The organism is Actinoplanes sp. NPDC049802 (genome assembly GCF_040656595.1).
Lineage (GTDB): Bacteria > Actinomycetota > Actinomycetes > Mycobacteriales > Micromonosporaceae > Actinoplanes.
Genome location: NZ_JBFAMR010000001.1, coordinates 316,241 through 336,427, shown reverse-complemented (window position 1 = coordinate 336,427; position 20,187 = coordinate 316,241). Strand labels below are relative to the sequence as shown.

The window sequence follows — 20,187 nt, the reverse complement described above, 5'->3', positions numbered from 1 at the left end:
AGCGTCCTGAGTGCCCGAGCACACCTTCCGGGTCAACGGTGAGCAGGTCACCGTCGACGTCGACAGCGACGTGCGCCTGCTGTGGGTGCTGCGCGACGTCCTCGGGATCACCGGCCCGAAGTACGGCTGCGGCATCAACGTCTGCAAAGCCTGCACCAGCCACCTCAACGGCCGGGCGTTCAACCCGTGTGCCGTACCGGTCCGGGACCTGCGCCCCGGCGATGAGGTGGTCACCATCGAAGGACTGGCCGCCACCGCCGGGGGCGACCTGCACCCGATGCAGCAGGCGTGGCTCGACCACGACGTCGTCCAGTGCGGCTACTGCCAGCCCGGGCAGATCATGGCGGCGGTCGACCTGGTCCGCCGGGTGGCCGCCGAGGGCCGCGACATCACCGACGCCGACCTCGACGGCATCCGCAACATCTGCCGGTGCGGCACCTACGCCCGGATCAGGGAGGCCATCCGGGCGGCCGCCGGATCATAGGAGGGGCGCACCTCGACCTCGCGGCCGCAGGCCCTCGAACCCGCGGCCGCAAGGTCGAGCGCCACGTCCAGGTCCGGCAACGCCTCACCCCTCACCCCTGCTACGAGCGCCGTCGTGCCGATCCGACACCCGTGCCGGTATCTTCTCCCGGGCCGGACGACACGAAAGGGATCTGATGACGAACGCTGTCACACCACTGCGCTGGTATGCCGTACTCGCCGTGGTGTTCTTCGGGATCCTCCCGGCGGTGATGGTGACCATGCTGGTGGCGCGCGGCACCACGCCGGGCGAGGGCTGGCTGCTGGTCATCGGTGGGGTGCCGCTGGTGGTCTGCGCGATCATCCTGCTGTTCCGCGGCTGGGGCGCCACCGCCGACCCCGAACTCGCCGACCGCCTGTTCCGCCGGTGCATGGCGTTCGTCGCCGGCGCCGACGTGCTGATGCTCGGCGGCAACGCGCTCATCCGGATGGCCGCTTCTTGACACCCATTCGGCGTACGCGACGGACGGTAACCAACCGCAACCGGAATCGTTACCGCAGCTCACGCCGGGCTTGCTGCCGGGCCCGGCCCGCGGCGCGACCGCCGGGCTGAGCTGCCGGGTCACCGACAAAACCACCGCCGGATTGTCAAGCGCCAATATTCTCCGAGTGGCTGCCGGAAACATTCGGCGGCTACCGTTCGGCGTTCGAACGACGGAAGGGCCGGAACCGATGCGGATCTTGCTGGTGGAGGATGACCGCCGGGTCGGCGCGGTGATGACCGTGATGCTCCAGCGGCGCGGTTACGCGGTCGAGCACGCCGCCACCGCCACCGCGGCGCTCGAGGCCGCCCCGTGCGATCTCGTCCTGCTGGATCTCAACCTGCCCGACGGCGACGGCATCGACGTGTGCCGGGTCCTGCGCGCCCGCAACGAGAACCTCGGCATCATCGCCGTCACGGCCCGCGGCGAGGAGCGCGACAGGGTCACCGGGCTGCGCGTCGGCGCCGACGACTACGTGGTCAAACCGTTCTCGATGGCCGAGTTGCAGGCCCGCATCGAGGCGCTGCTGCGGCGGACCCTGCGGTCGGCTCCTCTGCCCGCCCAGGTCCTCGAGGTCGGGCCGCTGCGCATCGACCTCGGCGCCCGGACCGTCGAGGTGAGCGGCACACCGGTCAACCTGACCCGCAAGGAGTTCGACATCCTGGTGTCGCTGGCCCGGCAGCCGGGAGTGGCCCTGACCCGCGAGCGCATCATGCTCGACGTCTGGCAGACCACCTGGTCGGGCAAGCACACCCTGGAGGTCCACGTCGGCTCGCTGCGCAACAAGCTCGGCGATTCCGACCTGGTCCAGACCGTCCGCGGCGTCGGCTACCGCCTCCGCTCCACCTGAGACGCCCGGCTCGCGTAACACAACCGCGATCCTGAGCCGGTGCGGACCGTCCGCGGTGTCGGTTAGGTTTGCGCTCGACGTGAAGGGGGCGCCGTGCGCAGGCGGTTGGTGGTCACCTACCTCCTGCTGCTCTGCATGGTGCTGCTCGCCCTGGCGATTCCGCTGGCCGTCACGGTCGCCAGTAGGGAGACCGATCGCGCGGTCGCCGACCGGCTGGCCGACGCCACCCGGTTCGCCTCGCTGGCGGCGCCCGCGGTGCGCAGCGGCGAGCTGGACACGCTCACCGGCGAGCTGCGCCGCTACCAGGAGCTGTACGGCATCGGCACCATGCTGGTCGACCAGGATCAGCGGGTGCTCAGCGTCTTCGGCGACCGGCCCGCCGACCCGGGCTGGGCGATCCGCGGCGCGCTCGCCGGTCACCAGGTGGGCAGCCCGAAGACGCTGTGGCCGTGGGAGGACGAGCCTCTGGTGGTGGCGGTGCCGGTCAGTGACGGCGGCGCCGTACTGGGAGTGGTGCTGACCGTCTCGCCCACCGACCGCAACCGGCGCGCCGTGCTGGTGGTGTGGCTGCTCCTGGCCATGGTCGGCGCGATCGCGGTGGTCGCCTGCCTGACCACCGCGCACCGGCTGGCCGGCTGGGTGCTGCGCCCGGTGACCCGGCTGGACGCGGCCGCTCACGAGATCGCCGCCGGGGACAGCGGGGCCCGGGTGCAGCCCGGCCTCGGCCCGCCGGAGCTGCGGCGGCTGTCGGCCAGTTTCAACGAGATGGCGGACGCGGTGGCCGAGGCGATGGAGCGGCAGCGCTCGTTCGTGGCGCACGCCAGTCATCAGCTGCGCAATCCGCTCACCGTGCTGCGGCTGCGGATCGAGGATCTGGGCAGCCGTCTCGACGACGACGATCTGCGCGCCGACCACGAGTTCGCCCTGGAGGAGACGGACCGGCTGGCCGACGTGCTGGACGGGCTGCTGGCGCTGGCCCGGGCCGAGCGCGGCCAGCAGCGGACCGAGGTCGTCGACACGGTGGCGCTCACCCGCCACCGGGTGCGGGCGTGGCAGCCGCTCGTCGAGCGGCGCGAGATCGAGCTGGTCACCGTCCTGCCGGAGGAGCCGTTGCCGGCGCGGACCGTGGCCACCGCTCTGGATCAGGCGCTGGACGCGCTGATCGACAACGCGCTGAAGTTCACGCCGGCCGGGGGCAAGGTCGAGGTGGAGGTCACGTCCCGTGACGGCGGGGCCGAGGTGACGGTCCGCGACACCGGCCCCGGCATGACCGAGGAGCAGCGCCGCCGGGCGTCCGAACGGTTCTGGCGGGCCCCGGACGCGCAGAACGTCGACGGCGCCGGCCTGGGCCTGTCGATCGTCGCGGTGCTGGTGGAGGCGTCCGGCGGCCGTTTCACCCTGGCGCCCGCGGCGTCCGGCGGCCTGGCCGCCACGATCTGGTTCACGGCTTGACCCCCGAACGCCGCATACCGGCTGTTCGCGCCCGTGCGGTGGCCGACAATGACGGGATGACGGTCATACCGCAGGCCTACCCACTGTGGTGCGCGGCTCAGGACGGCGACGAGATCCGGGCCGGCCGGGTGTTCGGCTGGATGTCGGACCTGCCGTCGACCGAGGGTCTCGCCGCCGGGAAGATCGCCGACCCGGCGGCGGCCTCCGGCGCGGAGGCCCGATTCTCACCCCTGGTGACCTGGGATCCTCCGCACGGGGCCCTGGTGTCGGGCGGCCTGGTCCGGTGCGGCCGGGACGTGAACGGCCACTTCGTGCCGTTGCGTTTCGGCGATACCAGGGAGGAGGCGATCGGCTCCTTGCGGGTACCGCCGCCGTGAGAGCCGGTGGCCCGACCTCGCCGGCGTTCGCTTCTCAGCGAACGGGTCAGGGCTTCACCGACCGGTAGTAGCGGGCCGCCCCCGGATGCAGCGGCACCGGCAGGGTGGAGATCGCTGTCCGCGGGTCCAGGCGCTCGGCCGCCGGATGCGCCGACGCCAGCACCTCACGCCGCTCCATCAACAGCCGGGTCAGCTCGTACGCCAGATCCTCCGGCATCGACTCGGCCGCCACCAGCAGGTTCGGCACCGCGATCGTGGCGACCGGCGGCACCGAGTACGCCGAGGTGGGCACATCGCGCACCACGTACACGTCGCTGTAGTCGCGGCGCAGGTCGCCGGCCCACCGGGACAGGTCCACCACCCGGATGCCGATGTCGTCGCCGAGCTGCTTGATGCCGGTGACCGGCAGACCGCCGGAGAAGAAGAACGCGTCGATCTCCCGGTCCCGCAGCGCCCGGATCGAGTCGTCCAGGCTCAACTGCCGCCGGTACATCGCCGTCGACATGTCCGCGACCGACAGCAGCCGGTCCACCGTCACGGTGGTGCCGGACCCGCGGGCGCCCACCGAGACCTTCCGGCCTCTGAGGTCCGCCAGGTCCCGGATCGGGCCGTCGGCGCGGACCACCAGGTGCAGCAGATCGTCGTACACCCGGGCCAGCGCGACCAGCGACGGCGCCGGCTGCCCGCCGGTGACCAGGACGTCCGCCTGGGTGAAACCGATCTCGGCGGCGCCGCGCGACACCATGTCCTGGTTCTCCTTGGAGGCGGCGGTGACCAGCACCTCGGCGTCGGTGCCCGGTAGCTCGCGCTCGATCACACCGGCCAGGGCGGTGCCGATGGCGTGGTAGACGGCGGTCGGGCTGCCGGTGGCGATCCGCACCCGGCGCTCCTGCGTCGTGCCGGTGTCACAGGCGGTGATCATCAGGAGCGCGAGCAGCCCGGCGAGGGTCGAGCGGCGGCTGCTTCCGAGGGTCACCATGTTTCCCAACGCGGGAGGTTCCGGTCCGCGCAAGTTTCCCTCAAGTCTTCGCCGGGGGAGTACCGGCCGAACGGCCGGATCGGCCACGGTGTCGGATAACCGCGGAAGGGAGATGCCGATGGACCAGACGACGACACGTGCGGTCGTTCTCGCCCGTGCGCTGCCCGCCGCCTTCGAATCGGCCTGCCTCGTCGAGTGTGTCGACACGGCCCGCCCGCAGCGGCCGTCGCCGCTGCGACCGGTTCCGCGGTCCGGTGAGTCCCTGGCGGAGTTCGACCGCGCGGAAGCGGCCGACCGGCTCGCCTTCCTGCTCACCGACCTGGGGTGCGCGGCTGCACGGGAGACCTGGTCGGGCGGCGGGCGCCGTCGCTACCAGGTGCAGCGGGTGCTCGTACAGGAAACACAGCGTCTGGCCACCGGCCGGATGCTCGAGTCGGCCTGGCGGCAAGGCCGCCAGGCCCTCCTCGACTCCACGTCGCTCGGCGCCTCCTCGCCCCGGCACGCGCAGCGCCTCGCGCTGGCGCAGGCCGCCTGGCGGGCCGCGCTGCTGGCCGCCGGCCAGCGGCGGCGCCGCGACCTGATCTGGGTGACGGTCCGCGATCAGGAGATCGCCGCGGTGCTGGTCCGGGCGGCGCGCCTGCTCGGCGCGACGGCCATGGTCACCCGCCGTTCCGGCTGCGTCGTGGTCACCGTCTCCGCGGACGCCGCCGATCTGCTTCCGGCCACCCCGCCGCGGCTCGGCCTGCGTGCCGTCGCCGGCTGAGACCCCTTCAGCGGTACGTCAGCCGGGCGCCCGCAGCCGGCGCAGCACCGGGTCCGGTTCGTCGCCGACCGGGGCGAGACTCAGGCGGGCACCGGCCGGGCGGACGGCGTGCGGGCCGACGGTCACCGGGTCGAGTTCGATCTCGGCGATCTCCGGGTGGTCCTCGGCGAGCCGGCTCAGGCGCAGCAGCAGCTCCTCCAGCCCGGCGGTGTGCGCGGCGGGCAGCCCGCGTTCGCCGGCCAGCAGCGGGGCGCAGCGCAGCGACCGCCACATCCGGCTCGCGTCCAGATCGGTCATCGGCACCAGCCGCAGCACCCGGTCGTCGCTCGGGTCGGCCGGGGCGCCGTGCCGGGCGAGCGTCACCAGCGACCCGAACAGCGGGTCGTGCCGCAGCCCGGCGGTGAGCCGGAAGGTCCCGGTCTCCCCGCCGTTGGGCCGCACGTGGATGCCGTAGGTGAACAACAGCTCCGTGGCCACCTCGGGCGGCTGCTGTCCGGGCCCGGCGGCGAGGGCCTGTTCGATCACGGTGCGCGCACCCCGGCGGTCGATGCCGGGCAGCTCGGCGCGACCGCCGAGCGGCGTCTGCCGCCACGCGGCGTAGTCCGCGGCGCGGCCCAGCGCCCGGACCGCCTGCTCGGGCAGTTCGAAGACGGGAACGCCACGCTCACCGAGCCGCCGCGGCAGCCCGGCGGCTCCGGTCAGCACGACGGCGACGGCGCGGTCCGGGTGCCGGTCCACCACCCGGCCCAGCTCGGTGAGAATGGCGGCGGGCCGGTTGGCGCGGGTGCCGGCGACCAGGAGCAGCAGCATGTCGGCGTTCGCGGCGGCGTCGTCGGCGGTGGCGGCGAACCGTTCCGGCGACACGGCGCCGCCCAGGTCCACCGGTTGCTGCGGGCACAGGCCGACAGCGGTGGCCGCGTCGGCGGCGAGCAGGTTGAGCCCGGCCGCGTTGCTCACCACGGCGAGGCGCCGGCCGGACGGAAGCGGCTGGTCGGTGAGCACCCGGGCCGCGTCCAGCAGTTCGCCCAGGGTGTCGGTGGCGATCACCCCGGCCTGGGCGAACAGGGCGTCGACCGTGCTCGGGTCGCCGGTCCGGCCGGTGCGCAGCGCCAGCACCGGCTTACGCCGGGACAGGGCCCGGACGGTACGGGCGAACTTGCGCGGGTTGCCGAAGGACTCCAGGTGCAGGGCGACGGCGTGGGTGGCCGGGTCGTCGTACCAGTAGGCGATCAGGTCGTTGCCGCTCACGTCGGCCTTGTTGCCGAGCGACACCAGGGTGGACACGCCGATCCCGGCCCGCTGCGCGTGCTGCAGGAGGGTGGTGGCGACCGCACCGGACTGCACGGCGACGCCGAGGCTGCCCTGCGGTGGGGTGACCGGGGCCAGGCAGGCGGTCAGGCGGACGGCCGGATCGGTGTTGATCACGCCGAGGCAGTTCGGGCCGATCAGGCGGACGCCGTGCGCGCGGGCCAGCCGGACCAGGTCGGCCTCACGGCGGCTGCCCTCCGGGCCCTCCTCGGAGAATCCGGAGCTGAGCACCACGGCCCCGCGGGCGCCGGCCTCGGCGCCGTCGGCGAGCACGCCCGCCACCTGGTCGGCCGGCACCGCGATCACCAGCAGATCCACCGGACCGGGCAGGTCGCGCAGACGGTGGAAGGCGGGGACCGGGCCGATCGGGGCGCCGTGCCGGTTGACGGCGTACAGCACGCCCGGGTAGCCGTGGTCGAGCAGCGCCCGTACCGTCTCGCGGCCGATGCCGCCGGGCCGGTGACCGGCGCCGACCACGGCGATCGAGATGGGGCTGAGCAGGGCCCGCAGCGACGCCCGCTCGGCGGTGCGGTCCCGCTCGTCCACCGCCGCCCAGTCGCGTTCGTCGTCGGTGAGCAGGGTGACGTCGACGACCCCGCGGTCGTAGCGGTGCGACGCCTGTGGGGTCAGCTTCCGGGCCACCCGCAGCATGTCGGTGTTGCCGGGCAGCACCTCGCCGACCAGTTCGGTGATGCCGTGCCGCCGGCAGCGGGCCGCCAGGTGCTCCAGCAGCAGCGTGCCGATGCCCCGGCCGCGGTGCCGTTCGTCGACGAACACCGCGAACTCGGCGCGCGGCCGGCCGCCGAGCCGCTCCCCGGACGCGATGCCGACCAGGTCGGGACCCTCGTACGCGGCGACGTTGACGTGATCGTCGGCTTCCGGCCGGCAGACCCGCCGGACCTCGGCGGCGAGGGTGGCGACGCTGGGCTGGGCGAAGAACCGCAGCCGCAGGCTGGCCGCCGACGCGCGCTCGTACAGGGCCGCGACGGCCGGCCGGTCCGCGTCGGTGACGGGCCGGATGGTGATGATGCCGCCGTCGGCGGTGAGCGCGTCGGCCGAGCCGGTGGCCGTGGTGGTGGCCGCGGCTGTGGCCGTCATCGCCGGGCGTCCTTCCGGTCGTCCGGGCGCACGATCAGCACCGGGCAGTCGGCGTGGTGCAGCAGCTGCAGGCCGGTGGATCCGAGCAGGGCGCCGGCGAACACGCCGTGGCCGCGGCTGCCGACCACGACCAGGCGGCACCGGCGGGACACCCCGTTCAGGGCGGCCGCCGGGCTGTCGTGCGACAGCAGGACCTCCACCGGCACGTCCGGGAACTTCGTGCGCCACGGCGCCAGCTGCTCCTGCAGGCGGGCACGTTCGGTGTCGTCCTGGTCGGGGTTGTGCGGGCCGGTCCGGTACGCCGATGGGACCGGCACGCAGGAGCGGACCGCGAGGAGAGAACAGCCGTGGCTCTGGGCGGCGGCGAACCCGGCCGCCAGCACGTCGCCGGCCGTGCCGGCGTTGTCGACACCCACCGCGACCGGCCCCTCCCCGGCGTCGGCGCGGCCACGGACCACCACCACCGGGCAGTAGGCGTGCGTCGCGACCCGTTGGCTGACCGAGCCGAGACCGAGGCCGGCGAATCCGCCGTGGCCACGGTTGCCGAGCACCATCAGCGTGGCCGGACGGGAGGTGATGACCAGATGGGCGGCCGGGTCACCGACCAGGATCTTGGTGTCCACCAGGATCGACGGGTCGGCTGTCCGGGCGTCGTCCTCCGCCCGGTCGACGAACTCCTGGGCCACCCGGCGGGCCGCCTCGAACCGGCGGCCACCCCAGTCGTAGCGGCCGCCCGCCCCGTCCCAGTCGAGAACGTGAACCAGCAGCAACTGCCGGCCGTCGCGGGCACCCTGTCGGGCGGCCCACCGCACGGCCGCCCGGGAGGACTCGGCGCCGTCGACGGCTACCACGATCGTCGGAGTGCCCATCGGATCCTCCCTCACGGCTGCTGGCACACAGCCTCGTCAGCGCCGGAGCACCCGGGCAGGGCCCAAAGTCCCCTCCGGCCGGGACCTCGGTCAGCGCCGGACGACCAGGCGGTGGGCGCTCAGAAGACGGGCCCACCAGGGCCTGCCGTCCCTGGACGGGGCCGCCCGCAGCGCCGGGGCGGTGCTGCGGCGCAGGCTCACCCACCCGCCGGGCCCCATGGTCACCGAGCCGACGGCGGGCGGGCGGCGTGCCGCGACACCGGCCGACACGGCCACCGCGATCACGGCGGCCGTGCCGAGCGCCGCGACGGCGATCGTGGTCACGTCCACGGCCGGCACGAACACGGTGCCGTCCGGCCCGGTCGCGTAGACGCCGATCTCGCGCTGCCCACGGCGTACCGGCCGCGCGCGGCAATGCTCGGTCGGGGAGCCGCCGAGCGCCTCGGCCACCGGACTCATCGGACACTCCTCTCGCGTGTCTCGCCACGGGAAGGCCGGGCCGGGGCGAGGCCCAGGCGGTGTCACCACCTGAACCTCGCCTCGTTTCGACCCCCCTCGGCGAATCCCGGGCTACCGGCTGTCGGACACCGGGCCGGCGCCGGTCGCGGCGCGTCCCGCCTCCAGCCGGGCGACCGGCACCCGGAACGGGGAGCAGGACACGTAGGTGAGCCCGGCGTCGTGGAAGAAGCGGATCGAGGCAGGGTCGCCGCCGTGCTCACCGCAGACACCGGTGGGCAGGCCGGGCCGTGCGGCGCGACCGCGCTCCACGGCGATCCGGACCAGCTCACCGACGCCGAGACGGTCCAGGGTCTCGAACGGTGAGGCGCCGAAGACACCGAGATCCAGGTAACGGCCGAAGAACGCGCCCTCCACGTCGTCGCGGGAGAAACCCCACGTCATCTGGGTCAGATCGTTGGTGCCGAAGGAGAAGAAGTCGGCGCTCATCGCGATCTGGTGGGCGGTCAGGGCGGCCCTCGGAACCTCGATCATGGTGCCGATCGGGATGGGCGGGGCGCCGGCGACCTCGGACAGCACACGCTCGGCCTCCGCGCGTACGATCTCGAGCTCTTGAACGGCTCCGACCAGCGGAACCATGATCTCCGGCCGGGGGTCGCCGCCGTCGGCGAGCCGCGCCGCGGCGGCCTCGGCCACCGCGCGGACCTGCATCGCGAAGAGACCGGGCACGACCAGACCGAGACGTACGCCGCGGAGCCCGAGCATCGGGTTCTGCTCGTGCATCCGGCGCACCGCGGTCAGCAGGCGGGCGTCGTCGCCCGGGTCCTGGCCGAGCGCCTCGGCGCGGGACACCCGTGCGGTCAGCTCCTCGATCGGCGGCAGGAACTCGTGCAGCGGCGGGTCGATGAGCCGCACCGTGACCGGCTGGCCGTCCATCGCCGCGAAGATCTCCAGGAAGTCGTCGCGCTGCAACGGCAGCAGGGCCGCCAGCGCCGCTTCGCGCTCCACGTCGGTGGCGGCCAGGATCAGCCGTTCCACCAGCTCCCGGCGGTCGCCGAGGAACATGTGCTCGGTCCGGCACAGGCCGATGCCCTGGGCGCCGAAACGGTGCGCGCGGCGGGCGTCGGCGCCGGTGTCGGCGTTCGCGTGAACGCCCAGCCGGGCCGCGTGGTCGGCGTGGGCCATGAGCCGTTGCACGGCGGACAGCAGCGGGTCGCCGAGCGGGGACAGTTCGCCCTCGAAGTAGCGGACCACGGGGGAGGAGCGCACCGGCACCGGTCCGGCGTAGACCCGGCCGCTGGTGCCGTCGATCGACAGGACGTCCCCGGCGTTCAGGACCCGGCCGGCGACGGTCAGGGTCTGGGCGGCGGGGTCGACCTCCAGCTCGTCGGCGCCGCACACGCAGGTCTTGCCCATGCCGCGCGCGACCACGGCGGCGTGCGACGTCTTGCCGCCCCGGCTGGTCAGGATGCCCTGGGCGGCGATCATGCCGGGCAGGTCGTCCGGGTTGGTCTCGCGGCGCACCAGGATCACCGGGCCGGTCGCGGCGGCGGCCGCGGCCGAGTCGAAGACGATCGCGCCGACCGCGGCGCCCGGTGAGGCGGCCACGCCGGTGGTCAGCGGCTCAGGGGCGGCGGCGTCGTCGAAGCTCGGGAACATCAGGTTGGCCAGCTGCTCGCCGGTGACCCGCTGCAACGCCTCGTCCAGGGTGATCAGGCCCTCCTCGACGAGCTGGGCGGCGATCACGAAGGCGGCCGCCGGGGTGCGCTTGCCGACCCGGGTCTGCAGCATCCAGAGGGTGCCGTCCTCGATGGTGAACTCGATGTCGCACAGGTCGCGGTAGCGTTGCTCCAGCTTCTGCATGATCGACAGCAGCTGGGCGTGGCTCTTCGGGTCGATCACGGCGAGTTCGGCCAGGCTCATGGTGTTGCGGATGCCGGCGACCACGTCCTCGCCCTGCGCGTTCGGCAGATAGTCGCCGTATGCGCCACGGCGGCCGGTGGCCGGGTCCCGGGTGAACGCCACACCGCTGCCCGAGTTCGGGCCACGGTTGCCGAAGACCATCGCCATCACGTTGACCGCGGTGCCCAGGTCGTGCGGGATCCGCTCCTGCCGGCGGTAGAGCACCGCCCGCTCGGCGTTCCACGATCCGAAGACCGCGCTGATCGCCGAGTACAGCTGTTCGTGCGGCGACTGCGGGAAGTCCCGGCCGGTGTGCGCCGTGAACACCTTCTGGTATACGGCGACCACGTCCCGAAGCGCCTCGGCGTCGAGGTCGGCGTCGGTGGCGGCCCCGGTCGCGGCCCGGGCGGCGGTCAGCTCCGCCTCGAAGTCCTCACCCGGCACCCCGAAAACGGTCTTGCCGAACATCTGGATCAGCCGGCGGTACGAGTCCCACGCGAACCGCTCGTCGCCGCTGTGCCTGGCGAGTCCCAGCACGGTGGCGTCGTTGAGGCCGATGTCCAGGATGGTCTCCATCATTCCCGGCATGGAGAACTTGCCGCCGGAGCGGACCGACAGCAGCAGCGGGTCCTGCGGGTCGCCGAGCCGCTTGCCGAGCCGCGCCTGGACCAGCCGCAGGTGTTCCTCCACCTCGTCGAACAGTCCGGCCGGTATGACGCCGGTGCGCAGGTATTCCCGGCAGGCGTCGGTGGTGATGGTGAACCCGGGCGGTACCGGCAAGCCCATCCGGGTCATTTCGGCCAGGTTGGCACCCTTGCCACCGAGCAGGTCCTTGAGCTCCTTCTTGCCTTCAACGAAGTCGTACACGTAGCGGGACATCCTCGTACCTCGCTCTTGGTCGATGGCGGACCGTCCCGCCCTCACACTCCGTGATATCGCCGACACGACCGCTCAGGCAGGGCCGGAGGTCCCTACCACGCGGGACGACAGGTGGTCACCGTGGAGGTAAGAAACCGCTACCGAGGAGGCCACGATGCGGACATGGAGTGTGGGTGACGTGATGACGCAGGCCGTCGTCTCGGTGAAGGAGGACGCCTCGTACCGTGAGGTCGTCGACGTGCTGGTGAGCCACCGGTTCAGCGCGGTGCCCGTGGTGGACCCGTCGCTGCGGGTGCTCGGGGTGGTCTCCGAGGCCGACCTGCTTCGCAAGATCGAGTACAACGGCGACGAGAAGCCCCGGATGTTCGAGGGCCGCCGCCGGCGCGGGGAGCGCAGCAAAGCACACGGGCGTACCGCCGCGGAGCTGATGAGCGCGCCGGCCGTCGTCGCGTCCGCGGACACCCCGCTGACCGCGGCCGCGCGGCTGATGGACGGCGAGGCGGTCAAGCGCCTGCCGGTCGTCGACGAGAAGGGCCGGCTGATCGGCATCGTCTCCCGCGGCGACCTGCTGAAAGTCCACCTCCGGCCGGACGACGAGATCCGCGCCGACATCGAGCACGCGGTGCTGGTGCCGTTCCTGGCCGACGACGCGAACGCCGTCGTCACCGAGGTCACCGAGGGTGTGGTGACGCTCAGCGGGAAGGTCGACCGCCGGTCGTCGGCGGAGATCGCGGTCCGGCTGGTCCGCCAGGTCGCCGGAGTGGTCGAAGTGGAGTCCCGGTTGCGCTACGACTTCGACGACCGGGAGTTCCGGGGACCGCGGCAGCCGTTCGGGGCCGACTCCCCGGGACCGAAACCCCCGTTCGGCCCCGAGTCGTCGGCCGGCCGCTGACCGTCCGGGCTCACCGTCCGGCCGTCACCAGTCCGGTGGGCGCCGGCCCGCCGGCCGGCGGCCCGGACGGCGTGCCGGGCGGCGGGCCGCTGTGCCGGCGGCCGAGCCCGATGCCGCCGACGATGATCAGCGCCAGCGCGGCCAGGCCGGCCAGCAGCCCGGTGACCAGCAGAGCGACGCCGATGCCGGTCAGATCGGGGATCTGCACGGCCCCGCTCACATCCGCCGCGATGCCGGGGGCGCCACCGGCGTTCGCGATGACCACCGCGTACTCGCCGTCGGTCACCTCCCAGTTCAGTGTGAGTTCGCCGGCGCCGGCGGCACGGGCCACCCAGAAGTCCTGCGTGCCCGGCGGGCCGACAGCCCGGATCGGGCCGCCGGTCCGGTCGTACCGGGCCTGGTCGTCGTCCAGGCCGGTCAGCCGGTCATGGCCGGTGCCCGCGAGCCAGGCGTCCACGTCGGACTGCGGCCCGATGCCGATGAACAGCGGCCGCCCGGACGGCGCCGACGCGGTCACGGTCAGACCGCCGAAGTCGGTGGTCTCCCGCACCCAGGTGTCGGCGCCGGTGATGACGAGACGCTCCGCGGTGATCGCCGCGGTGTCGCTGGCCAGCCGGACCTCCGGGCTGCTGACATAGCCTGCACGGTCCTTGCCGGCCTCCAGCGCCAGCAGGGCGCCGCCGCCGAACGTCAGACCGGTGGCCGGGGCGAGCAGCAGCACACCCGCGATCAGGGCGATCACCGGTCCGGCCGCGGACGAGGCGCGCGGCGGCACGGCCGTCACCGGCGGGGGCGCGACCGGGTCGGGCTCGGAACCGCCCTGGTCCAGCCGCAACGGCGGATACCGCGGCGTGATCAGCGTCAGATAGCCGAGCACCCGCAGATTCCAGCGGGCGATGCCGGCCAGCAGATCGTGCAGGCCGGCCGGGTAGCGGCCGGTGAACAGCAGCGCCAGCGCGGCGACCAGCAGCAGCGCGCCGGTCACGCTGAGCGGGACGTAGACGACGCCGTCGCCGTCCACGTCGCCGCCGCGCACCATCCCCTGCACCGCGCCCAGGATGATCAGGTGCGGCACGGCGAACAGCCAGGCCACCAGCGGCAGCCAGCGCGGCGGATCCGCCGCCTCGTCCAGCCGCAGCCGGGCCGGGTGCTCCGGTACGTCGGCGAGCGTGAACGGCGGATAGGAGTCGGTGCCGAGCGCCTGGTAGCCGTAGTAGCCGACCCGCCACGTCCAGCGCAGCACGCCCACGTTGTAGGCGCGGATCGGCTCCGGGTAGTGGCCGGTGATCAGCACGGCCAGGTAGGCGACCAGGGTGAGCACCACCAGTCCGGTCCAGAGGACCAGCAGCGCCAGGTAGTGCGGAAGCAGCAGAAGCCACTTGACGAGCCAGAGCCAACGGCTCGGGGATTCGTCGCGGCGCGCTTCGATCCGAAGGGGATAGCGGTCCATGACACCTCCCGGGTTTTACCTCCAGCAGAACGCCGGCCCCCGGTAGGCGTCAGGGCCGTCCGGCCCTGCCCGGGGGCCGCCCGGGGCCATAGCTTCGAACGAAGACCTCGGAAGGGGGCCGCGATGACCACCTCGTTCGCGCCGCCGTCACGGCGGGTCCTCGTCGACTGCGTGCGTGCCGCGACCACCGCGCCGTCCCTGCACAACAGCCAGCCATGGCTGTTCCGCATCGACGGGCCGACCGTGGAGGTGTACGCCGACCCCGGGCGAAGACTCCCGGTGGCCGACCCGGACGGCCGGGAACACATGATCAGCCTCGGCGCGGCCGTTCTCACCCTACGGGTGGCGGTCCGGCGCAGCGGCTACCGGACCCGGGTCGAGCTGCTGCCGCACGACGGCGACCCGGAGCTGATCGCGCGGGTGTACGCGGGCCGCCCGGCGCGCACCGACAAGGTCACCGAGACGCTGGCCGCCGCGATCCCGCACCGGCACACCAACCGCGGCCCGTTCGCCCGGGTGCCGATCCCGCCGCAGGCGCTCAGCCGGCTGCGGGCCGCCGCCACCCAGGAGGCGGCGATCCTGCGGGTGGCCGAGGGCGCGAGCCGGGACACCGTCCTGGAGATGGCCCGGGTCGCCGACCAGTGGCTGCGCGACCGGCCGCAGTACGCCCACGAGATGCGGCGGTGGACCGGGCCCAACGCCCGCCACGACGGCGTGCCGACCTGGGCGTCCGGACCGTGGGACGCCCTCGGCATGATCCCGGTCCGCGACTTCACCGAGCTTCCGGCCATGCTGCGGCCCAGCGAACCGTTCGAGCCGCACCCGACGATCCTGCTGCTGGCCACCGAGGGCGACACCCCGCTCGACTGGCTGCGCGCCGGGCAGGCCCTGCAACGGGTGCTGCTCACCGCGACCTGGCTCGGCCTGGCCGCCACCCCGATCAGCCAGCCGGTGGAGGTGCCGGACATCCGGCGGATGCTCAGCGGTCCGCCGCCGGGACTCCCGGCCCAGATGGTGCTGCGCGTCGGTTACGGCCGGACCACCGGGCGCACGCCGCGCCGGGCGGTCGGCGACGTGCTGCTGCCGGACGGGCCCGGCGTTCCCCGGCCGGACGAGCCCGGCGCCGCGGAGGAGGCAGTCCGATGACGACAGAACACGGCAGGGTGATCCTCGGCTACGACGGCTCGGTGCCGGCGGCCGCCGCGATGGAGGCGTCGGCCCGGCTCCTGCCGCGCGGGCGGGCCTACGTCACCTACCTCTGGACCCCGCCGTACGCCAGTGAGCCGTTGCGCCGCCGGCTGTGGCACGGCATGGCCGGCGTCGACGACTACGTCGCGGCGATCGAACGCGAGGGGGAGGCCGAGGCCGGGCGGCTGGCGGCGATGGGTGTCACCCTGGCCGCCGCCCACGGCTGGGACGCCGAACCGCTGGTGGAACGGTCGTACGGCGGTGAGGGCGCCCAACTGGCGCAGCTCGCCGAACGGACCGGCGCCGGCCTGATCGTCACCGGCTCCCGTGGCCTCGGCGGCGTGCGGGCGATCTTCGGCAGTGTCTCCGACATGGTGGCGCACTACGCGCCCTGCCCGGTCCTGGCGGTGCCCTACCCGCTGCTGGACGTGGAACGCGCCGCCCTGGACAAGGGCCCGGTCCTGATCGGCTGGGACGGCTCGGCGGGCGCCGCGGCCGCCCACCGGGTGGCCGAGCGGCTGTTCGGAACCCGGACGGTCGTGCCGGCGTTCGTGCGTGACGGCGACGAGCCGCCCGGCGCCGCCCCCGAAGGCCTGATCACGCTGTCCCGGTCGGGCCTGCCGGCCGAGCACGGGCGGGCGATCGCCCTCTCCCTGGCCGCGCAGGCGCGGGCCGAGCACGCCGCGCTGATCGTCGTCGGGTCGGTCGGCCGGTCGGCGCTGAGCGAGATCATGCTGGGCAGCGTCGCGATGGCCACATTGCACCACGCCCACCGCCCGGTCCTGCTGGTGCCACACCGGTACGACCCGGCACGCTGACCCGGCACCACGCCGTCACCCCCGCGGCCGCGGCCGGGGCCGTACCGGGTCACCGGCCCGCGGCCACCGCCGGCCGGTCGCCGTCGACGGCGCTGAGCGCGTCGGCCACGTCATCGGTGCCCGGGCCGGACACGATCTCCCGCGCCTCCGGCCAGTCGTCGGCCTCGGACGCCAGCAGGCCGGCGATCAGGGCGTCCGCGTCGGGGAAGCCGCCGGCCGGAGCGCCCCGCCGGACCGCCGGAGCCGGGGCGGCGCAGCGCAACTCGGTGAGCGCGCTGTGAGTGCACGACGCCAGAGCACGGACGCCACGCCGATGCCGGTCCCGGGCCCACGACGCTTCCAGGATCACGCTCTGCCCGTACTGGAGCAGGTGACGGGCCCGCCAGCACAACTCGGCGTAGGTGCGGTCGGTCCACTCCCGGGTGTAGACGCCCTGCCCGAAACCGGCGGCCGCGCTCGTCGCCGGATCCAGCCCGGCCAGCTCCCGGCGGATCCGGTCACTGCTCAGCACGGTGGCGCCCAGCCGGTCGGCGAGCCGCCCGGCGAGGTCCGTCCGCCCGGCCCCCGCCGGGCCGCCGAGCAGGATCATCCGTGCCGTACCGGCCCGCAGGTGGCGCAACGTGAGCCCGATGTAGGAGGCGACGTCCGCGGCCGCGTCCGGGTCGCCCTGCTCGTGCCGCAGGCAGGCGAGCCTCGCCCGGTCGAACGCCCGGTACGCGAGATAGTGGCGCCGCAGCGGCTCCGGCGCCGGATCGCCGCTGAACTGGGCGTACCAGTCCAGGAACCGGCGGGCCGGCACCCGCGCGCCCAGATGCTCCAGATCGATCGCCAGGGAGGCGGCGTCGTCCAGCCCGTCCAGATAGCGCAGCCGGTCGTCGAACTCCAGACAGTCCAGGATCCGGGGCCCGTCGTCGAGTACGAAGATGTCGTCGGCGACCAGATCACCGTGCCCGTCCACGATGCGCCCACGGCCGATCCGGTCGGTGAACAACCGGTCCCGGCCGTCCAGGAACTCGTGGACCCGCCACTGCACCTCGGCCGCCGCGTCCTCGTCCAGCACCCCGCCGTGAAAGCGGCGCAGCTGGCCGAACGCGGTGTCCCAGCGGCCGCGCAGCCCGGCCCGGTCGCCTTCCTCGTCGATCGCCGGACCGCGCCGGGCCGCGCCGTGGAAGGCGGCCAGCACCCGGGCCAGCCGGCGCAACTCGCCGTCGACCGGGGCGCCCTGCCGGACCAGCGTGGACAGGCGCCGGCCGGCCGGCATCCGGCGCATCAACACCATGTGGTCACAGGGCAGGCCGTCCGGGCCGAGGACGTCGGCGACGCCCAGGTAGACGTCCGGCGCCAGGCGCCGGTTGAGCCGCACCTCGCGGTGGCAGGCCCGGAACCGGTCGGCACGCCGGCGGTAGTCGACGAAGCCCAGATCCACCGGCTTCTTGAGCTTGTAGGCGCGATCCCCGAAGAACACCAGGACCGCGGAGTGGGTCTGCAACATCTCCGCCTGGTTGAGCACGGTCACGACGCACCGCCTTTCCGGCTCTCTGCGTCCACCATCACCGGTGCCGGCGGGCGGCTCCCAGGGCACATCGGGTCCGGGACCGGGACCAACGGCACTGTTTACGGAGGGTGCCGCGCGATGCTATGGGAGAAGAGACCGCGAGGAGGTGCGTGATGGTGCACACCCGCAGATGGACGGTCGAGATCACCGTCGACGAACACGAGGACGAACGCCGTACCCGTGCCGTCGCCGTCCTGCGTACCGAGGCCCGTCCTCAGGTGCGCGGTGTCGGTTTCGCCTACCGGTCGCCCCGTGACCGGGAGGTTCCGGAGATCGGCGACGAGCTCGCCACCGCGCGGGCCCTGGCCGATCTGGCCTACCAGCTTCTGGACGTGACGGCCGCCGACATCGAGGCGATCGTTCACCGCCCCGTGTACCTGAGCGGCTGACCGGGCGCAGACGGCCACGACCAGGGGCCGGGATCCCCGGGGATCCCGGCCCCGCCTCGTGGCCGTCAGCGCCCCGGTTCGATGTGCGCCTCCGGGCCGGGGAAGAACAGCGTGGTACGGCCGTCGTTGAGCCAGTGCACCCGGTACGGAGGGGTGCCGTCGGCGTGCTCAACCGTGGTGATGATGCCGATCCGCCGTTCGCCGCCGAGACGGACGGCCTCGACTACGACGTGGTCGCCGACATGTGCGTTCATGATGTCCTCCCGTTCGGGCCCCGCCGGACGACGAGCACGGGGCAGTCCGCGTGGTGCAGCAGTTGCATGCCGGTGGAGCCCAGCACGGCGCCGGCGATCAGGCCGTGGCCGTGGCTGCCGATCACCAGCAGCTGGGTGCCGTGCGACACCTCCACCAGCACGGAGGCGGCGCTGTCGGGCGAGACCAGGGTCTCCACCCGCACATCGGGGTACTTGGCCCGCCACGGCGCCAGTTGCACGGCCAGCCGCCCGCGTTCGGCGGCGTCCTGTTCCGGCGTCCGGATCTCGGACGGCGGGATCCGGCCGATCGGCGGCGCCACCGCGGGCACGTAGGAGCGGACCGCGACCAGCCCGGCGCCGCGGTCGGCGGCGGCGGCGAATCCGGCCTCCAGCACCGCGTCGGCGGTCTCGCCGGCCTCCGCGCCCACCGCGACCGGCCCGGTGGCGGCATCGGCCCGGCCGCGTACCACGACGACCGGGCACTTGGCGTGCATGGCCAGCCGCTGGCTGACCGAGCCGAGCATCAGCCCCGCGAACCCGCCCCGGCCGCGGCTGCCGAGCACCAGCAGCTCGGCCGTCTCGGACAGGTGCAGCAGGTGGGTGACCGGGTGCCCGACCGGCACCTGGAAGCCGGCGTCCACACCGGGGGCGATGTCACCGGCCCGGCGGAGCGCCTCCTCGGCGACCATGCCGGCCAGGCGGCGGGACACGTCGAAGTGGTCGCCCTGATAGTCGTAGCGGCTCACGGACCAGTCCCAGTCCAGGACGTAGACGATCCGCAACGGCAGCCGGCGGCGCCCGGCCTCGAGCGCGGCCCAGCGTACGGCGGCGGTGGCGGGTTCGGTGCCGTCGGTTCCGACGACGACGGCCGGTGTCAGCATGGTCATCCTCCCTTGACCCGTGCGGCCCCGCCCCGCCGGCCGAGCACCCCGAGCAGGTCGACGGCGAGGCAGACGAAGAGGGCCACGCCCCAGGAGTTCCAGGGACCCCACGAGACGACGTCCGGGGTGCCCTGGATCAACCAGACGATCAGCCAGATCACGGTCATGGTGACCTCCTCCCGCTGTCCTTTTCACTGTGACCACGGCGCGAGAGGGCAGGGCAGGGCCTTTGGGCCCTGCTCCGGGCGCACCGCGCCGAGCATCGTGAAATCCGGGTTCGACCACTGGAGGTGGGTGATGACACGGTTTCGACGAGCATGATCCGTCCGATGTGCGGCTCGGTGACGTCGTGGTCGGTGTGGACGGTTCCCCGTCCGCCAGGGCCGCGTTGCGCTGGGCGGCCCGGCAGGCCCGGCTGACCGGCGGCCGCGTGTACGCGGTGACGGCCTGGCAGATTCCGGCCTACTACGGGTGGGCGCCGACCGCGCCGTACGACGAGGATCTGGCCGCCGTCGCGGGGAAGACGCTCGGGGTGGCGGTGCACAGTGTGCTGGGCGACGATCCCCCGGATCTGGAGGTGGTGGAGAGAGTGGAACCCGGCCACCCGGCGCAGGTCCTGATCGACCTGTCCGCGCGTGCCGGCCTGCTCGTGGTGGGCAGCCGCGGCCACAGCCCGTTCGCGGGCGCGCTGATCGGCTCGGTCAGCCAGCAGTGCGTGCAGCACGCGCACTGCCCGGTCGTGGTGGTCCGCGGCAATCCGCAGAGGCTGTCCGGCACGGAACGCCCTGTCCACGGCGAGACGGGCGAATGAGGACACGAGCCC

The 20,187-nt window shown here is 73.7% G+C and carries 21 protein-coding genes; 11 read left to right on the top strand and 10 right to left on the bottom strand.

Going from position 1 to position 20,187, the window contains the following annotated elements:
- Positions 1-10 precede the first annotated feature (10 nt).
- The 5 genes from AB0I88_RS01400 to AB0I88_RS01380 all read left to right on the top strand — a co-directional run bounded on the left by AB0I88_RS01400 (position 11) and on the right by AB0I88_RS01380 (position 3,683).
- Positions 11-484: a (2Fe-2S)-binding protein gene (locus tag AB0I88_RS01400; RefSeq protein WP_361017066.1), complete on the top strand. Its 474-nt coding sequence runs from the start codon at positions 11-13 to the stop codon at positions 482-484.
- A 175-nt stretch (positions 485-659) separates the two neighbouring features.
- On the top strand, positions 660-965 hold the full coding sequence (locus tag AB0I88_RS01395; protein ID WP_361017064.1) for a hypothetical protein: 306 nt from the start codon (positions 660-662) through the stop codon (positions 963-965).
- Between the two features lie 229 nt (positions 966-1,194).
- Positions 1,195-1,854 carry a response regulator transcription factor gene (locus AB0I88_RS01390; RefSeq protein ID WP_361017062.1) on the top strand — a complete coding sequence of 220 codons (660 nt, stop codon included), beginning with the start codon at positions 1,195-1,197 and terminating at the stop codon, positions 1,852-1,854.
- A 93-nt stretch (positions 1,855-1,947) separates the two neighbouring features.
- A complete protein-coding gene (locus tag AB0I88_RS01385) occupies positions 1,948-3,306 on the top strand; it encodes a HAMP domain-containing sensor histidine kinase (protein WP_361017060.1) in 1,359 nt (452 codons plus the stop codon).
- Between the two features lie 56 nt (positions 3,307-3,362).
- Positions 3,363-3,683: a hypothetical protein gene (locus AB0I88_RS01380; RefSeq protein WP_361017058.1), complete on the top strand. Its 321-nt coding sequence runs from the start codon at positions 3,363-3,365 to the stop codon at positions 3,681-3,683.
- Between the two features lie 46 nt (positions 3,684-3,729).
- Here the strand turns inward: AB0I88_RS01380 and AB0I88_RS01375 are convergent, their stop codons facing one another.
- Complete coding sequence (locus tag AB0I88_RS01375; RefSeq protein ID WP_361017057.1) at positions 3,730-4,662, bottom strand: TAXI family TRAP transporter solute-binding subunit; 933 nt, start codon at positions 4,660-4,662, stop codon at positions 3,730-3,732.
- 118 nt (positions 4,663-4,780) lie between these two features.
- Here AB0I88_RS01375 and AB0I88_RS01370 point away from each other — a divergent pair, with 118 nt between their 5' ends.
- Entirely contained in the window at positions 4,781-5,425 is a 645-nt protein-coding gene (locus tag AB0I88_RS01370) for a hypothetical protein (RefSeq protein ID WP_361017056.1), read from the top strand.
- Positions 5,426-5,443: 18 nt separating this feature from the next.
- Here AB0I88_RS01370 and AB0I88_RS01365 read toward each other — a convergent pair whose 3' ends face one another.
- From AB0I88_RS01365 to ppdK, 4 genes are all read right to left on the bottom strand, one after another.
- On the bottom strand, positions 5,444-7,831 hold the full coding sequence (locus tag AB0I88_RS01365) for a GNAT family N-acetyltransferase (RefSeq protein ID WP_361017054.1): 2,388 nt from the start codon (positions 7,829-7,831) through the stop codon (positions 5,444-5,446).
- A complete protein-coding gene (locus AB0I88_RS01360; RefSeq protein WP_361017052.1) occupies positions 7,828-8,700 on the bottom strand; it encodes a universal stress protein in 873 nt (290 codons plus the stop codon). Before AB0I88_RS01360 ends, AB0I88_RS01365 begins: the two co-directional genes overlap by 4 nt.
- A gap of 90 nt (positions 8,701-8,790) precedes the next feature.
- Positions 8,791-9,159 (bottom strand): hypothetical protein, encoded by a 369-nt coding sequence (locus tag AB0I88_RS01355; RefSeq protein WP_361017050.1) that lies wholly within the window; start codon positions 9,157-9,159, stop codon positions 8,791-8,793.
- A gap of 111 nt (positions 9,160-9,270) precedes the next feature.
- Positions 9,271-11,937: a pyruvate, phosphate dikinase gene (gene ppdK, locus AB0I88_RS01350; protein ID WP_361017048.1), complete on the bottom strand. Its 2,667-nt coding sequence runs from the start codon at positions 11,935-11,937 to the stop codon at positions 9,271-9,273.
- A 154-nt stretch (positions 11,938-12,091) separates the two neighbouring features.
- Here ppdK and AB0I88_RS01345 point away from each other — a divergent pair, with 154 nt between their 5' ends.
- Positions 12,092-12,829, top strand: coding sequence for a CBS domain-containing protein (locus AB0I88_RS01345; RefSeq protein WP_361017046.1), 738 nt, complete (start codon positions 12,092-12,094; stop codon positions 12,827-12,829).
- A gap of 10 nt (positions 12,830-12,839) precedes the next feature.
- Here AB0I88_RS01345 and AB0I88_RS01340 read toward each other — a convergent pair whose 3' ends face one another.
- The gene (locus AB0I88_RS01340) at positions 12,840-14,279 is read right to left on the bottom strand and encodes a DUF4389 domain-containing protein (protein ID WP_361017045.1); all 1,440 of its coding nucleotides are present in this window, start codon (positions 14,277-14,279) and stop codon (positions 12,840-12,842) included.
- Between the two features lie 123 nt (positions 14,280-14,402).
- Here AB0I88_RS01340 and AB0I88_RS01335 point away from each other — a divergent pair, with 123 nt between their 5' ends.
- Both AB0I88_RS01335 and AB0I88_RS01330 read left to right on the top strand, forming a co-directional pair.
- Positions 14,403-15,425 (top strand): nitroreductase family protein, encoded by a 1,023-nt coding sequence (locus AB0I88_RS01335; protein WP_361017044.1) that lies wholly within the window; start codon positions 14,403-14,405, stop codon positions 15,423-15,425.
- Positions 15,422-16,285, top strand: a complete 864-nt coding sequence (locus tag AB0I88_RS01330; protein WP_361017042.1) for a universal stress protein — start codon at positions 15,422-15,424, stop codon at positions 16,283-16,285. The genes AB0I88_RS01335 and AB0I88_RS01330 overlap by 4 nt, the downstream gene beginning before the upstream one ends.
- Positions 16,286-16,334: 49 nt before the next feature.
- Here AB0I88_RS01330 and AB0I88_RS01325 read toward each other — a convergent pair whose 3' ends face one another.
- On the bottom strand, positions 16,335-17,801 hold the full coding sequence (locus AB0I88_RS01325; protein WP_361017041.1) for an AAA family ATPase: 1,467 nt from the start codon (positions 17,799-17,801) through the stop codon (positions 16,335-16,337).
- 152 nt (positions 17,802-17,953) lie between these two features.
- On the opposite strand from AB0I88_RS01325, the gene AB0I88_RS01320 reads away from it, so the two are divergent.
- Positions 17,954-18,229 (top strand): DUF1876 domain-containing protein, encoded by a 276-nt coding sequence (locus AB0I88_RS01320; RefSeq protein WP_361017039.1) that lies wholly within the window; start codon positions 17,954-17,956, stop codon positions 18,227-18,229.
- A gap of 65 nt (positions 18,230-18,294) precedes the next feature.
- Here AB0I88_RS01320 and AB0I88_RS01315 read toward each other — a convergent pair whose 3' ends face one another.
- From AB0I88_RS01315 to AB0I88_RS01305, 3 genes are read right to left on the bottom strand one after another with little or no spacing between them, the layout of a single operon-like run.
- Entirely contained in the window at positions 18,295-18,483 is a 189-nt protein-coding gene (locus AB0I88_RS01315; protein WP_361017038.1) for a DUF1918 domain-containing protein, read from the bottom strand.
- The gene (locus AB0I88_RS01310; RefSeq protein ID WP_361017036.1) at positions 18,480-19,364 is read right to left on the bottom strand and encodes a universal stress protein; all 885 of its coding nucleotides are present in this window, start codon (positions 19,362-19,364) and stop codon (positions 18,480-18,482) included. The genes AB0I88_RS01315 and AB0I88_RS01310 overlap by 4 nt, the downstream gene beginning before the upstream one ends.
- Before the next feature lie 2 nt (positions 19,365-19,366).
- Positions 19,367-19,531 carry a hypothetical protein gene (locus AB0I88_RS01305; protein ID WP_361017034.1) on the bottom strand — a complete coding sequence of 55 codons (165 nt, stop codon included), beginning with the start codon at positions 19,529-19,531 and terminating at the stop codon, positions 19,367-19,369.
- A 164-nt stretch (positions 19,532-19,695) separates the two neighbouring features.
- Here AB0I88_RS01305 and AB0I88_RS01300 point away from each other — a divergent pair, with 164 nt between their 5' ends.
- On the top strand, positions 19,696-20,175 hold the full coding sequence (locus AB0I88_RS01300) for a universal stress protein (RefSeq protein ID WP_361017032.1): 480 nt from the start codon (positions 19,696-19,698) through the stop codon (positions 20,173-20,175).
- Positions 20,176-20,187 lie beyond the last annotated feature (12 nt).